Source organism: Hominiventricola filiformis (genome assembly GCF_020686965.1).
Taxonomy (GTDB): domain Bacteria; phylum Bacillota; class Clostridia; order Lachnospirales; family Lachnospiraceae; genus Hominiventricola; species Hominiventricola filiformis.
In genome coordinates this window covers 81,625-96,685 of the sequence record NZ_JAJEPS010000004.1, presented here as the reverse complement: position 1 = coordinate 96,685, position 15,061 = coordinate 81,625, and the positions used below count along the sequence as shown (strand labels likewise).

The 15,061-nt window shown below is 47.7% G+C and carries 15 protein-coding genes; all 15 read left to right on the top strand.

What is annotated here, in order from left to right:
- Nucleotides 1-9: 9 nt before the first annotated feature.
- The 15 genes from LKD36_RS05920 (at nucleotide 10) to LKD36_RS05850 (ending at nucleotide 15,046) form a co-directional block, all read left to right on the top strand.
- On the top strand, nucleotides 10-2,682 hold the full coding sequence (locus LKD36_RS05920) for a HAMP domain-containing protein (protein ID WP_308459056.1): 2,673 nt from the start codon (nucleotides 10-12) through the stop codon (nucleotides 2,680-2,682).
- Nucleotides 2,683-2,707: 25 nt separating this feature from the next.
- Nucleotides 2,708-4,375 carry an MORN repeat-containing protein gene (locus LKD36_RS05915; protein ID WP_308459055.1) on the top strand — a complete coding sequence of 556 codons (1,668 nt, stop codon included), beginning with the start codon at nucleotides 2,708-2,710 and terminating at the stop codon, nucleotides 4,373-4,375.
- A 17-nt stretch (nucleotides 4,376-4,392) separates the two neighbouring features.
- Nucleotides 4,393-4,959 (top strand): DUF4255 domain-containing protein, encoded by a 567-nt coding sequence (locus tag LKD36_RS05910; RefSeq protein ID WP_118769497.1) that lies wholly within the window; start codon nucleotides 4,393-4,395, stop codon nucleotides 4,957-4,959.
- Nucleotides 4,960-4,971: 12 nt separating this feature from the next.
- Nucleotides 4,972-5,664 carry a hypothetical protein gene (locus LKD36_RS05905; protein WP_118769498.1) on the top strand — a complete coding sequence of 231 codons (693 nt, stop codon included), beginning with the start codon at nucleotides 4,972-4,974 and terminating at the stop codon, nucleotides 5,662-5,664.
- Nucleotides 5,665-5,693: 29 nt separating this feature from the next.
- Nucleotides 5,694-6,086, top strand: a complete 393-nt coding sequence (locus tag LKD36_RS05900; protein ID WP_118769499.1) for a DUF4280 domain-containing protein — start codon at nucleotides 5,694-5,696, stop codon at nucleotides 6,084-6,086.
- Nucleotides 6,087-6,156: 70 nt separating this feature from the next.
- Nucleotides 6,157-7,875, top strand: a complete 1,719-nt coding sequence (locus LKD36_RS05895) for a phage tail sheath family protein (RefSeq protein WP_308459054.1) — start codon at nucleotides 6,157-6,159, stop codon at nucleotides 7,873-7,875.
- Between the two features lie 37 nt (nucleotides 7,876-7,912).
- Nucleotides 7,913-8,353 carry a phage tail protein gene (locus LKD36_RS05890; RefSeq protein ID WP_118769501.1) on the top strand — a complete coding sequence of 147 codons (441 nt, stop codon included), beginning with the start codon at nucleotides 7,913-7,915 and terminating at the stop codon, nucleotides 8,351-8,353.
- A 93-nt stretch (nucleotides 8,354-8,446) separates the two neighbouring features.
- Nucleotides 8,447-8,815 carry a phage tail assembly protein gene (locus LKD36_RS05885; RefSeq protein ID WP_118769502.1) on the top strand — a complete coding sequence of 123 codons (369 nt, stop codon included), beginning with the start codon at nucleotides 8,447-8,449 and terminating at the stop codon, nucleotides 8,813-8,815.
- 41 nt (nucleotides 8,816-8,856) lie between these two features.
- A complete protein-coding gene (locus tag LKD36_RS05880) occupies nucleotides 8,857-8,991 on the top strand; it encodes a DUF6760 family protein (RefSeq protein WP_308459053.1) in 135 nt (44 codons plus the stop codon).
- Between the two features lie 18 nt (nucleotides 8,992-9,009).
- Nucleotides 9,010-9,435 (top strand): phage tail protein, encoded by a 426-nt coding sequence (locus LKD36_RS05875; RefSeq protein WP_118769503.1) that lies wholly within the window; start codon nucleotides 9,010-9,012, stop codon nucleotides 9,433-9,435.
- A 3-nt stretch (nucleotides 9,436-9,438) separates the two neighbouring features.
- Nucleotides 9,439-11,988: a mediator complex subunit 15 domain-containing protein gene (locus LKD36_RS05870; protein ID WP_308459052.1), complete on the top strand. Its 2,550-nt coding sequence runs from the start codon at nucleotides 9,439-9,441 to the stop codon at nucleotides 11,986-11,988.
- Nucleotides 11,989-12,717, top strand: a complete 729-nt coding sequence (locus tag LKD36_RS05865) for a CIS tube protein (protein WP_308459051.1) — start codon at nucleotides 11,989-11,991, stop codon at nucleotides 12,715-12,717.
- Nucleotides 12,718-12,750: 33 nt separating this feature from the next.
- Nucleotides 12,751-13,842 carry a phage late control D family protein gene (locus tag LKD36_RS05860; protein ID WP_118769506.1) on the top strand — a complete coding sequence of 364 codons (1,092 nt, stop codon included), beginning with the start codon at nucleotides 12,751-12,753 and terminating at the stop codon, nucleotides 13,840-13,842.
- Nucleotides 13,839-14,618 (top strand): phage baseplate assembly protein V, encoded by a 780-nt coding sequence (locus LKD36_RS05855; RefSeq protein WP_308459050.1) that lies wholly within the window; start codon nucleotides 13,839-13,841, stop codon nucleotides 14,616-14,618. Before LKD36_RS05860 ends, LKD36_RS05855 begins: the two co-directional genes overlap by 4 nt.
- Before the next feature lie 14 nt (nucleotides 14,619-14,632).
- A complete protein-coding gene (locus LKD36_RS05850; RefSeq protein WP_118769508.1) occupies nucleotides 14,633-15,046 on the top strand; it encodes a GPW/gp25 family protein in 414 nt (137 codons plus the stop codon).
- The last annotated feature ends 15 nt before the right edge of the window (nucleotides 15,047-15,061 follow it).

Here is a 15,061-nt window from a genome sequence, read left to right as displayed (position 1 = left end):
GTTGTACTTATGAAAAAAGTATTCAGGACTATATTGCTGATCGCACTGATAATTGCCGGAGTGGTGGCCGGGTATCGGGGAATTGGAAGAAGTACTGTATCCATGGATTCGATTCTGACCTTCTGTACGGCACAAAACGGAGGAACCATTGCTGCATGGAATGATGGGAACAGTACCGTCATCGCCAGACTGAAGCAAAATGGAACAATTAACGGGCATTTAAAATTCCGCACGGAACGCAAAGATGCCATGTATCAGATTCTGGGAGTGACCGCCGGGGAAAAATATGTCTATGTCCTGCGGGATAAAGTTGACCGGTATGACGGAACGGTTCTGGGACAGGAGCTGATGGTCATCGATTTCGACCGTCTGTACGGACGGCAGAGAAAGATTTTTTCACTGGATAATGAAGACGGAATCCGTTATGGATGGGTCAATGCATCCGGCAGTACCATCACCGTTATCGGAACCGATGAAAAAGAAACCAAAGCGATTAGAAAAAATTATGAATTTGGTTCCGTGCTGGAAGATACTCTGTCACTGAAAAACGAAAGAACCTATCCCATGAGAACGGGAGAAGGAATTTATAAAGCGATTGGAAACGGCACAAACCTGGTCTATATTTCCGATTCCGGTAAGATCTACTGTGCCAGCGAGGAACGGGTATATGAAGTGTATCCGGCCCGGACGGTGGACACGCTTATGTATCCTTCCTTCATCTCCTATGCGGAAAGCGGTTATGTCTATTTTGGAGAGTATGAGACAGGAAATATCATAAGGCTCAATCTGGAGGATGGATCGGAGGAAACCGTGTTAAGCGGCAGCAGTCCTTTTGGCGGCTCCAATCTGTACACACCGGGAGATGTGGTGCTCATGTCCATGTCGGGACTTAACACCTTTACTGCATTGGTGAACAGTGGGCAGGATGACGGATTTCATTTTCTGGTCTGCCAGGATGGAAACGGCCATGTGATCAGTGCTTTCCGGTATGGTATTCCGGCCATGATCCTGGAAATCCTCCGCCAGTGGGCAGTCTATGCGGCGGTAATTCTGGTGATCTTTGGGTTTGCGGTGGTTTTCACAAGCGCTATCCGGGGCGGACATACCATTATGGAACGGCTGTTAAGTGCGACGATCCCGCTTCTTTTCATCACCATGGCGCTATTTGGAGCAGTTTCCTTCCAGTATTACAAGGGCGCTATTGATGAGAACTTTGTAAAACAGACTGTTGACGAGGGCAACATGCTGGCGGCTCTGTTCGGACAGGAGTCCTTTAACGAGATTGAATATCCTTACGATTATTCAGGGGAAGCTTATTCCTATTTGAGCCAGCAGCTGGCAACCCGTGAACTCTATACCAGAGTGATTTACTATGAAAACGGAGAATTATATATTGGTGTTGACAAAAACAGCCCATGTTTTTATCCCTGTGAGATTCTGATGAATCTTCCGGCGGAACAGCTCTACCGGAGAGCAGCGTTGACCGGAGAATCGGTTACGGGAACCATTCATGATCAGCTGGGAGAGCGTATGGTATGTATTACCCCGGTGGGAGGACTTTCCGGTGAGACCGTCTACCTGCTGGAAACAGGTATCTATGTTGCCAACATTGCGGCTTATACCGCCACCTACATTAAAGATTTCACTATAGTGAGTGTGGCATTCCTGCTGATTGTCATGGTACTCATGATGCTGCTGTTCTATCAGATTCTGTTCCCGTTAGGAGAGATGAAGCGGGAAATGCAGCTTTTTGCAGACGGAGACCGGAGCATTCGGATTACCAGTACATCGGAGGATGAACTGACAGGAATTGCACAGGTATTTAATAAGATGGCAGATGATATTGACGTACAGATTCTCAATCTGGAGCGTATGAGTGAAACTTATTACCGGTTCGTACCGCCCAGTATCATCGGTCTTCTTGGAAAAGATAATTTGGGATCTCTAACCCTCGGAAGCAATGTCAAAGGCAATTTCGCCGTGCTGAATGTACGGCTTTACCTGGAAGACTCCCTTCCGTTGAATCAGACAGAGGCTCTTATGAACCGGTTCTTCAATACAGTCAACCGGTTTGCCCAGCAGAATAATATTATTTCCATTGTGGATGATGCCAACCTGCAGAGCATGATGCTGGTGTGCCAGAACGGAGCGGATTCCGCAGCAGTAACCGCGCTGACAATCCTGGCAAGGATGGACGCGGATAACCGCCTCTATGGACCGGAAGAACAGTTGAACGTTGTCTTTGTCATGGATCAGACGGAAGTATATTTTGGTATCTGTGGAGATGAGGAACGGTATATCCCGGCAGTGATTGCACCGGAATTTGAGCAGCTGTTAAGCAATGGAAAATTCTTACGGAGCATGGGAAGCCGTCTGCTCATTACGGAAGCAGCCTATGAGCGAATGGCAAACAAAGATTCCTATGCAGGCCGTTATATTGGACGTCTGGAAGACGGCAGTCTGGTAATAGGACTTTATGATATTTATGACGACAGAAGCGGAGAAGAGATCCGGCTGGTAAAACAGACGCAGCACGCCTTTGACAAGGCCATGGAACTCTACGAAAAAGGCTTCTATTACGAGGCAAAGAACCTGCTTGCCTGTGTCTTGAGGGAAAATCCAAAAGATATGGCAGCGAAGTATTACATTTTCCGATGCGAGGATTTGCAGAAGAAAAACTAAGTAACCGGATGGAGGAGAAGGCAGAATGGGAAATCTAATTATGCAGATATTCCGCGGCATGAAAGGATCTTATGCTTTTCAGCTTCTCGGAAAGGCGTTCTTGAGACTGCGTACGGCAGTTATGAATCCCTTCCAGAGAGTGGTTCGCCGGGTACAGCAGATTTTCAATGTCAATATTATTACCTCCAGACTGGTAGCACCGATCAATGCCAAGGTACGGAAGATCTTAAACGGGGAGGCAAAATCCCCGGAAGATTACTTTACCGTCGGGCGGTTCTGGATCTCCAAGATGCTGGTCTACTTTCTGATACTGGCAGGATGCGCGGCAGTCTTTATCTACTTCAACTGGATTGCAGCGCCGGTATCTGATACCACTGCTACTTCAAACCTTATCACTACCGTCTATTATGACTATGATGATATGGATTTAGGAGATTATACAGGAAAAGCAAACATTCGGGCAGCCAATGGGGAAGTGGTCTATACAGGAGACATCAAAGCTGGTGTGTGCAGTGGAAGTGGAACTTTATGGAACCAGGACGGACTGAAAATTTATGAAGGTTCTTTTGAAAACAATAAATTCAGTGGAACCGGAACTTTGTATAACGCAGACGGCAATCCGCAGTATACCGGAAAATTCGCAGACAATCAGTTTTCCGGTGACGGCATCCTGTATTATCCGGACAAAACCGTGCAGTATGAAGGCGCTTTTGAAAACGGAGCCTTTAACGGGGAAGGGGTACTCTACAATGAACAAGGCATCATGATCTATGAAGGAAACTTCCAGAGCGGTGCCTACCATGGACAGGGAACCAGCTATTACGATTCCGGCATTAAGAAATACGAGGGAGAGTTCTATATGGGCCGGGAGCAGGGAAAAGGCATTCGGTATGCTTCTTCCGGAAGAGAACTCTTCGAAGGACAGTTTGCCAGGGATCATATTCAGTATGAATCTCTTCTGGGCCTCTCGCTGGAAGATGCGGAAGTGATGTTGAAAGAGACACCCATTGTCTATTACAGCGAGGGAGAGACCAGTTTTCTCTATGAGAAAAATAAAGTGATTTTGAGAGCAGACTGCCTGGTGGAGTTAAAGCTCTCCGGTACAGATTCCGCAGAAGGAACCGGATGGTATCTTCCGGATGAAGACGGGGAGACGCTGGCGGAGACAGAAGAAAGTAAGCTGGATGAGACGGATACTGCTGCCGGGACCACTGAAGGAACCACTTCAGAAACAGGGAGCACCGCCACAGAAAAGAAAACGAAAGAACAGGAACTTATGGAGAGCCTTCCGGCAGGTAACCGCTATTACGCATACTATTATCTAAGCGATGAGGAATGGCAGCCGGAAAGCACTCTGGATAAAAGTAAAATTACAATTACCGCAGTGACTACTTATGACAACGATCTGGATTTAAAGTTTCTGGAAGGATATGAGATGACGCCGGAGAACGGCGCTACCAATCTGCAGGAATGTGTTGCCATTGAGAGGGTACGATTCACCGTTCCAACAGCATTCAGCAGTATCAGCTATGAACTGGTGACAAGAAACAGCAGCCACGTGGAAGTGGGCGGCATCAATCTGGCGGAAGCCATCTATGAAGAAGTATACGAAGCGGACAATATCCGATACCGGTTATGTTATCAGATGAGTGAACCGGATCAGCTGATGTTCCTTACCGTAGAAAATGAATAAGGGAGGAGGGGAAAGACATGGCAGATTTTTCAATCATTTCGGACGTAAGTAATGAGGTCCTGAAGCTTTTGCGGGAAAATATCTGTCCGGAGCTGATCCAGTCGCCGGAATCCATTGCCCTTGCGGCACCGACAGACAAGAATGCAGATTTTCAGCTGGGACTGTATCTCTATGATATTCAGGAATTGCGGGAGTATCAGAATCTGGATATGATCAGACTCCGCGGCAATCAGGCCCAGTATCCGCCGAAGCCTCTGAATCTGTTTTTCGCATTGTACATGAATACCAAATCCCAGATGATGTCCAATGTGGAAAATGAGCAGCGAATTCTTGGACGGGCCATGCAGGTTCTGATGGATCATGCGATTCTCTATGAGACCGCAGAAAATGATGAAACCAGCGCATCCATTACATTGCTGCCGATGAGTTATGAGGAAAAGACGAAGATATGGTCGGTGTTGTCCATTCCATATCAGCTGGGAATCTATTTCAGCGTGGCTCCGGTGCTTCTGTCATCCAGAAGAATCCGCAGCTTCAAGCGTGTGGTAGCAGCCGAATTCGATGTTTCCCAGAGACAGCGGTAACAGGAGGCCCATATGATTCAGATGAGAATGGCATTTGCCCTGCGGCTGGTGGATGATTTTACCGGACAGTGTATCCGGAAAAAAGGTTTTTTGTTTTCCGTGGAAGGCAGAGTAATCCATCCGGTAGAAAAAGACGAAGGATTGTATCTTTTTATGGAACCACAGGAATCGGTGACAAGAGTACGGATAGAAAGTACGGATTATCATTCCTGCAGTGTTCTGATAGAAAAAAAACAGCTGAATCCGGACGAACCTGTTGCAGATGTAAGACTTTATGGAAAGCCGGGCAGGGGACATCCATATCCCCATGAATATCTGACCGGAAAGATAGAAAGCAGTAGAACTGCATTTCCGGCAGAAGTGTATGCGGCGAGAACCAGACCGACGGGTCTTATATTCCGGGAATACAGGAAGGGGCCGGACGGGGAATGGATCTTTTTCCAGGGATTTACAAAGGAAAATCTTATTGGAAAGCCTTTTATGGCAGGAAGCGGAAGCGAGACAGCAAGATTTATTCCCATGGAAAAAAGAGGAATTAATGAATACCGGATCGAGCCGGTGGGAACATTTCCGGCGAAATTAAAAGAAGGAGCTCCGATAACTAGAATATACCGGTCCGTCACAGACGGGGCAGGAGCCTATGCGATTCCCGTAGATCCGGGGGAAGAGCAGTTAATTGAGGAAGTAATGGTACTTCATATATAAAAACCATCATAGGTGAAAGGAGGTCGAACGTGTCTTTGATCGTAACATCGGGAGCGCAGCTGATGTGCAGTTTCGGAATGGCGCCATCTGTACTGAATGTACTTCCGGCAAGTAAGGTCCAATGCAGTAACATGCCGCCTGCATGCATCACGGACAATCAACCGATGGTCAATATCATGCCTTTTGGAATGTGCACTTCCATGGCAAATCCGCAGGTGGCAGCGGCAACAGCGGCGGCGCTTGGAGTCTTAACCCCAATGCCCTGTGTGCCGGTGACAGCAGCCCCCTGGGCACCGGGGTCTCCGACCGTATTGGTGGGAGGAAAACCAGCAGTAAATAACACGTGCAAATGCATGTGTAACTGGGGCGGGGTAATACAAATTGTAAATCCCGGACCCGCCACGACAACTATGGTGCCATAGGTCGTGAAACATAGATTACATTGAAAGGAGGACAGGTACGAGGCAAAAGGGCCTCGGACCAGACAAAAGAATGGCAGAATATTTATCCCCAGGAGTATATGTAGAGGAATTTGAATCAGGAATGAGACCTATGGAGGGTGTCAGCACCAGCACGGCAGGTTTTGTCGGAATGGCTGAGAAAGGAAAAGTAATCGGAACTCCGGAATTTGTATCAAGCTTTGCTGATTTCAACCGGAAATTCGGAGGCTATCTGCCGGAGAGTACCTACGGAGAATACCGCTATCTGGCATATGCAGTAGAGCAGTTCTTTGCAAACGGCGGTTCCAGATGCTATGTTATGCGTACCGCAGCAGCAGATGCAGCTATCGCAGCCGTATCCGCAGGCGGTATCACCATCAAAGCAAAGAATCCTGGAAAATGGGGCAATGAGATTAAAGTAACTGCAGTGGCAGCTACCAAAGGCAAGACCGCTGTTCTTGAGGCAACCGGTGAGGACCCGGCAGCAAAGGTTTATACTGTAGCAAATGGTTCTATTTTCGCAGAGGGCGATACGGTTGTAATCCGCAATAATGGCAAGGCAGTTGGTTATAACAAGATTGCCATGGTACAGGGAAATACCATTACTCTGGCACTGCCGGTAAAAGAAGACCTGGTGGACAAGTCCCCGGTTCCGAGAAAGGTTCTTTCTACCTGTGAGATGAACATGGAAGTGTCTTACAGAGATCAGGTAGAGATCTATGAGGGCGTTTCTCTGAATGCAGATGCTGCTTCCTTCATCAGCAAAGTGCTTTCCAAATCCGATCTGGTAGATGTATCTGCAGAGGAGATCAAAGAGGCCATCAATCCGCTGTCTGTATTTGGCGCAGCAGCAGATGCTGACAAAGCAATCGTCTTCCTGGCAGGTGGAAGTGACGGCGGCAAGAAAGCAATCACGGATGATGTATTCCTCGGCGTGGACGGAGGTCCTGGAAAGAGAACCGGTCTTGCAGCCTTCAAAGAGCTTAATAATGTAAGTATTATGGCAATTCCTGGTGTGACCAGTCCGGCGGTTCAGCTGGCACTGACTGCACACTGCGCAAATACCGGTGCATCCTTCGCAGTACTGGATGTTCCGCAGAATCTGACCAAACCTCAGGATGTACTGGCTCATAAAGAGAAGATTGATTCTGATTATGCAGCAATGTATCATCCGTGGATTCAGATCTACGACGTGCTTAACAAGAGACCGGCTTACATTCCGCCTTCAGGAGCTGTATGCGGTATCTATGCAAGAAGTGATGTGGAGAGAGGCGTTCACAAAGCTCCGGCAAACGAAGTAGTTTATAACTGCATCGGACTTTCCTGCCTGTACAACAAGGCTGAGCAGGATATCCTGAATCCGGCAGGTGTGAACCTGATCAGAGCACTTCCGGGACAGGGCATCCGTGTATGGGGCGCAAGAACCTGCTCCAGCAACAGTCTCTGGAAATATGTCAACGTTCGCCGTCTCTTCATCTACCTGGAGGAGAGTATCAAATCCCAGACCAACTGGGCTGTATTTGAGCCGAACGATGAGATGCTGTGGGCAAGAGTGGGAAGAACCATCCGTGCATTCCTGCGTGATATGTGGAGAAGCGGTGCTTTGGTTGGAACTACCGAAGACCAGGCATTCTTCGTAAATATCGGAAGAGATACGATGTCCCAGAGTGATATTCTGAATGGTCGTCTGATCTGCGAGATCGGAGTAGCTCCGAGCCGCCCGGCTGAGTTCGTCATCTTCAGAATCACCCAGTTCATGGAAGAGTCATAAGGAAGGCATAAAAGAAAGATAAAGGAGGATTAAACACGTGGCATATCCGTTTAAAAAATATAATTATAAGGTCGAGATCGATGGAATTACCGAGGCAAGTTTTTCAGAAGTAAGCGGTTTCGACGCAAGTATTGATGTTATTGAATACCGTACCGGTGATGAAGGTGTGAACTGGTCCCGCAAAATGAACGGTCTGACCAAATTCGGTAATGTAACGCTGAAATGGGGCATGACCAGTTCCTTAAGCTTCTATGACTGGGTAACCTCTATCTCCCAGGGAACGTCTCTCGGAGAGGATCACAACAAGAATGTGACCATTACCCTGTTTGATGATGATGGATCCACCGCACTGGCAGTATGGAATCTGACCAATGCATGGCCAAGCAAATATACCGCTCCGGATTTCAATGCAAGCTCCAGTGAGATCGCATTTGAGAGTGTGGAACTGGTATATGAATCTATGACAAGAGAGAGCTAAATTCTTTCACTTGATGGGATGTCCGGGAGAAGGAGTCTTCTCCCGGGAACCTCCCTGACAGGATTCAGAATTTGATAAAAGGGGAGAAACACGATGGAACTGATTACAGAATTTGAATTTGAACTTCCGAGAGGATATGTGGATGAGAATGGGGAAGTCCATAAGAAAGGCGTCATGAGACTGGCAACGGCAGCCGATGAGATTCTGCCGCTTCGCGATCCGCGGGTGGTCAGCAATCCGGCATATCTGACGATCATTCTTCTTTCCAGAGTGGTCACTTCCTTAGGAACATTGACCAACATCCGGCCGACCACCATTGAAAAACTGTTTTCCGCAGACCTTGCATTTTTGCAGAATATGTATCAGACCATCAATTCCATGGATGATCTCATGGAAACCTGTGTCTGCCCGGCCTGTGGGGAAAAATACAAAAAGCCTATAAATTTTACGAGGGCGGAATAACCGTCTATCCGGAGGATGAGCTATATAAGGAAGTGTCTTTTGTGGCTTATTATTTCCACTGGAGTTTTGAGTCTGTGATGCAGATGGATCATAAGACGAGGCGGCGGTTCTGCGCAGAAATATCAGAGATTCATAAGAAAATCAGCGGGAAACCGAAGAATATATTTGAATTATAAGAGAAAGGGGAGAACAAAATGGCAGACAGATCAAAAGAATTGTACCGGAGAGGCTACAATTTTGTCGTTGAACTGGAAAAGAAACGGATCCCCTTTCAGAAGGTATCGGGACTTTCAGCGGAAGGAAATTTTGAAGCGTTGAGAGAAGGGGGAAGAAACACAGTTGTGTATTCCCTGAGTAACCAAAACACTGCGGAACGGACGATTACATTGGAGAGAGGACTTTTCTCGGATGAGAAGGAGTTCACGATCTATGAGCCGGGATACCGGTTTCGCGGAGAAGTGATGATTGGGGTGTTAGGATCAGATCAGTCACTGGTCAAATCCTATTATCTGAGAGGCTGCTATGTCAGGAGAATTTCTGTCAGTGAATTAAATGCAGAAAACAGCAGTCTGATGCTTGGAACGATAGAGATGGGGTATCTTACACTGGAAGAGGCATAGGAAATGAATAATCAGTTTCAGGATTTTTCCAACCGAATGATTGCAAAACATAAAGGCTTCGGACAGACCTTTGACAGTGCGCCCATGGTATTTCCGGAACAGGAGTCTGCAGGGGAGACCGGAGGCACCTCCATTGAAAATCATTATATTAAAAATCTCTATCAGATTCAGAATTTGACAGAGGAAAATCATTTATACCATCAGAATCTCCGGTTTGTTACCAATATCCTGGAAAAAAAACTGGAGCAGAGAGTAGTTCCGTCCGTAGAAAAACTGGTGGAGCGGACGATACAGGAAGAGCTGCCTGGCGTAGAGAAGCAGATCGTTCATGAAATGGCAGAACGGCTGCACACACTGGTAAAAGAAGGCGGTGTAAAAGAACTTACCATGCTGCGGGAGCAGCTGTACAAAGAGACGGAGAGACAAAAAGAGCAGTTGTACAGAGAGACGGAGAGACAGGAAAAACTGCTGCACAAAGAGACAGAAGTGCGGACAGAAAAGCTTGCAGGAAAACTGGAGAGAGAACTCCGGATTACTGAAAGGCTGAATAAAACAGAACATGAAATTCAGACGGGGGAGAGAAAACTCAGCGTCGAACAGAACAGACATACGGAGACTACGAATCTGACGGAGCAGGAAATTCTGCTTCGGAAAATTGAAAATATATATTACAGCAGTACACAAAACCATTTTTATGAGAATGCTGAGCAGGCCGGTGAACAGACAGAAAACAGTCCGGAAAGAACTAAGGTGTGGACGCGGGAACTGCAGACGCAGGCGTTACAGACACCGGCATTACAGACACCGACATTGGAAGCTCAGAAGGCTCCCCAGAGGTCGTTTGATTTCCTGCATCTGGAATATGGCGTACAGGATTCGGCGGAGGAGACTGCAAATACCCAGGCTCAGAGCAAGCCGGATACGCCGGAATTCCTGAAACAGCAGGAACGCGTGTTGGAACAGCAGAGGGAGATCATTGCGAGGCAGTTCAGAAGCCTGACACAGCAGGCGGAAGGAGCGGTTGTCGCCAGAAATAAAGAGCAACAGGAACGTCTGCTCCTGCAGCAGACAGTATCAGCGATACAAAATAAGCCACAATTACAGAGTACAACAGTATTACAGAATATAGAGCCGTCACAAGACGCAGCCCCGTTACAAAATGTAGAATCGTCACAGGATGCAGCAGTCTCTTTGCAGAATGTAGAGCCGGCACAATCGGAAGCAAGGGAGCCGGACATTTATGATAAAACGCTGACGGTTCCGGAACATCGGAGCAGATCCATATTCCGGGTGGAAGATTTGAAGCGGCACCAGCATCAGCCCGATCGTACATTTCAGGAAGCGGAACTTCTGTACAGTTTCGAGCAGACATCTGATGAGCACTGGAATGAGATCCGGCAGGAGATTGTGAAGGAACTTCGGGAGGATAAGAACCGGGAGTTCGAAAAGCCATCAGAAGAACCATCCGTTCATCAGCCAACAAGCACGTCAGTTCCGAGGGCAAGAGAGCTGGCAGATCAGATTTTCCGGCAGGCCAGGGAGAATATTCGGCTGCAGACTGGCGGAACGATTACGATCCATCCGGCAGCACTGGAATATCTGGAACAGGTGCTGGATACGCAGAGTGGACAGAGTAAACAGGCAGTGCAGCCAGTCGGGAAGCAATTACAATTAACGGACAGGAAGTCATCAGATGAGAATACCGTAATTCATAGGGTAGAACGGATACTGGATGCTTACCGTGTGCGTCAGGAACCGGTGAAAGCAGCAGCACGGTCAACGAAACCAAAGACGATGATGACACAGGCACCGGCAGGTGTCAGGTCCGGAGAACCGGGAACCATGATGGTACAGCAGCCCCCGGGACAGTCAGGAACCATGATGGTACAGCAGATACCGGGACAATCAGAAACCATGATGGTGCAGCAGATACCGGGACAGTCAGGAACCATGATGGTACAGCAGCCCCCGGGACAATCAGAAACCATGATGGTGCAGCAGATACCGGGACAGTCAGAAACTGTGATGATACAGCAGACAATGGCAGGACAGTCTGGTCAGCCGGGGGCCGTGAGGTCGCAGCCGCAGATGACCAGTCGTCCGGAAACAGAGATGCTCCGGATAAAAAGCCAGATGCCGCAGGCCATCAGACTGATACAGGTACCGGAAATATCTGTGGGAGAAGTAAAGGCTGCCATGGAGCAGGCACCGATGATTTATCCGGAAGAAGTCTCTCCACAGGAGCAGGCAGAACAGAACCAGAATCTGCAGAAACAGATCCATGAGATCACCCAGGATATTAAAGAAGTAAAGAAAACGACGGTTGTACGTCAGGAAACTCTGACGGAACAGCAAAAAGAAGTGGTTCGGGAAGTCATCCGACAGGCACCGGAGACGGTGAAGGAGAAAGATGTTTCTACTTTGATCCGCAGACAGGTACAGCGGGAGGTGGAGACTCAGGTGGATGCAAGCCTCGGGCAGATGACCAACCGGGTATATCGAAGAATCGAAGAAAAACTAAGAACAGAACGGGGAAGGAGGGGATTACTCTAAATGAGTTCCATTGATACCAGACAGAAATTAATCTACGGAGACGGAGCGCTTCAGAAAGCCTCTCTCACCTATAAAAATGCACAGACCGGCCGGGAAGTGACACTTCCAGTGCAGTTTAATCCTACGGAATATTCCATCAGCCGGGGTCTGAGATTTAAAAATAATGCCGGACATGGGGAAGAGTCCCATCCGGAAAACACACAGGCGGCAGACAGTGAACTGGCGAATTTGAGAGTCAGTCTGATTCTGGATACCTCTACCTATATGCCAGAGTATCAGGTGCCAAAGGGCCTGAGCAAATATCTGAATGATGACAAAGAACTGACGAAAATCTGCCAGGACATTTCTCTGATTATGAAAATGAACGCGGAAAATCACGAGCAGAGCCTGGTGACATTTTCCTGGGGCAGCATGGCATTTTATGGACACATTACTTCCTTAAGCATCAGCTATCAGATGTTTAACCTGAACGGTATGCCGGTTCGGGCAAAGTTAGACATGGAGATCGAGGGAGAGGATAAGAGCATCCTCAATGTAATCGGAGCGAATCCCCACGAATCTCCGGACCGTACCAAATATCGAAGACTGAATCAGCGGGAAGAACTTTGGATGCTGGCAGATGCCGAGTATCATGATGTTTCCTGCTGGAAAGAGATTGCCAGGGAGAATGGGATTTTAAATCCCAGGAAGATTGATTACACAAAGAGATTAAAAGTTCCGGCGTTATAGTACCGGACAGAAAAAGCGGAAGGAGGGAGCAGCATGGATCTGATGAAAGGGAGCACAAACTTTCGTGCACTGAGCAGGAAATATGATGAATTCCGTGCCCCTTCCGCTGAGATCACCGTCGGAGGAACGAAGCTGGCAGCAGGAGCCAATGCCAATATACGGGATGTGGAGCTGGAACTGACCAGTGGTTATGAAGCATCTGGATGTGTCTTTTATATCGACGGTGCGTATGACGAAGAAAAGACGGATTTTAAAAAATTTGTAAAAAAGATTCAGATTGGCGAGGATGTGGAAGTAGCCATGGGATATGTCCGGAAGGAATCTCTTTTTAAAGGCTACATCAGCCAGGTGGAATACCAGTATGGTATGGAAGAAGGGGCTTACCGTGTGCGGGTGGAATGCATGGATGCCAAAGGCCTTCTTATGAAAAACCGCAGAATGGAATTTTTTACGCAGAAAAGTGCAGATGCCGTGGTAAAGGCAATCTTAAGTGAGCAGCCAGTGAGCAGCTATCTGTCAGGAAAAGAGATTGATACCTGCCCGGAGGAGGAAGTTCCTTTAAGAAGCCATATGATGACGGATTATGAATTGATCACAGAACAGGCAAACAAACAGGGATATGAATTTTTTATTCTTCAGGGAAAAGCTTATTTCCGGAAACGGCAGAAAGTAACGTCCTCTATTATGAAATTGTCCCCTCTGCAGGGAATCCTGAAGGCGAGGTTGTCCTTTTCAGGACAGCAGCTGGTGAAGAAAATCGAGATCCGTTCCATTGATGAGAACAGTGGCAAACAGATAAAAGGAGAGGCATCCATTCAGGGCTCCTTTGGCAGTGGTTCAAAGAAGATGATGGGTAATTCCAGACAGGTATTTTATGAGCCGGGTGTCAAAGACGCTTCGGAAGCAGCAAAGAGGGCAAAGGCCCGGATGGAGGATATCTGCCAGCAGTTCGGAGAACTGGAATGTGAATGTGTCGGCATTCCGGAACTGGCACCGGGACGTTTTGTGGAAGTAGAAGAACTTTCTTCCCAGGCAGACCGGAAATATTATATTACCTATGTACGGCATGTGCTGGACGAGGACGGATACCGGACTTATCTGAAAGCGGGGGTGAATAGCCTGTGAATTCCATTACGGATCTGTTACACAGTGAGAATGAATATTACGACAATCAGAAGGTGCCCGGTTTTGTACAGGGCATCGTAGTCGAGAATAATAATGCTGATTTTAAAGGCATGGTAAAAGTAGAATTTACCGTCTGGGAGACCGGAAAAAATATGTGCGAGTGGGTGCGTCTTCTGTCTCCCTATGCGGGAAAAGATTATGGTACTTATCTGGTGCCGGAAATCGACGAGATGGTGTTGGTTGGATTTATCGGCGGAAGCCTGAAGCGGCCGTTTTTGCTAGGAAGTCTGTATCCCAGCGGAGCTTCTGTGGTGTCGGAGAATTTTGATCAGAAGAATCTGAAAAAATATCTGAAGACCAAGGGCGGAATGGATCTTCTGATTCAGGAGGAAGACGGAAAGCAGAGTATCACGCTGACGACTCCAAAAGGAAGCGTCATTGCAGTGGATGACAGTACGGAAAGCTGTAAGATCTCTGACAAAGACGGAAAGAACATGCTGAGCATGGATTATAAAAATGGAAAGATTACCATTCAGTCGGAGAAAAATATTTCTCTGAAGGCAGGAAGCGCGGAACTGACCATGGATGGAAATGCAGGAGCGATCAGCCTGAAAGCAAAAAAAGTGACAGTGACGGCGGATAATGAGATTGGGCTGAAAGCAAATTCTGCATTAAAGGCAGAAGGCGCGCAGATCGATGTGAAGGGTCAGGCCAAGATCAATCTCCAGGCTTCCGGTCCGGTAGCCGTTAAGGGAGCCGTGGTTCAGATTAACTAAAGGAGCGAGAAGAGATGGACAGTTCGAGAGCATTTTTAGGAAAAGGATTTGCATTTCCTCCGGAGGTGGATCCGGTGACCGGACATTTCCGCATGGCGGAGGGGGAAGAAGATATCCGCCAGGCCATCTATATTATTCTGATGACAAGGCTGAAGGAGCGGGCAATGCTGCCGGAATTCGGATGCAATCTGCAGGAATATATTTTTGATCTCCCGGATACCGCCTTTGAGTCAAGACTGATCCGGGAAGTGGAGGATGCCCTGACAAGACATGAGCCAAGAATCCGGCAGGTGGAAGTAACGGTGGATAAAAAAGATCTGCCGCGGGGAACTATTTACCTGAATATCAGCTACTATGTACGGGCGACCAATAATCCGAATAACCTGGTATTTCCTTATTATCTGGAAGAGGGAATCGGTGAACTTTAGGAAAGGGGCATAAGA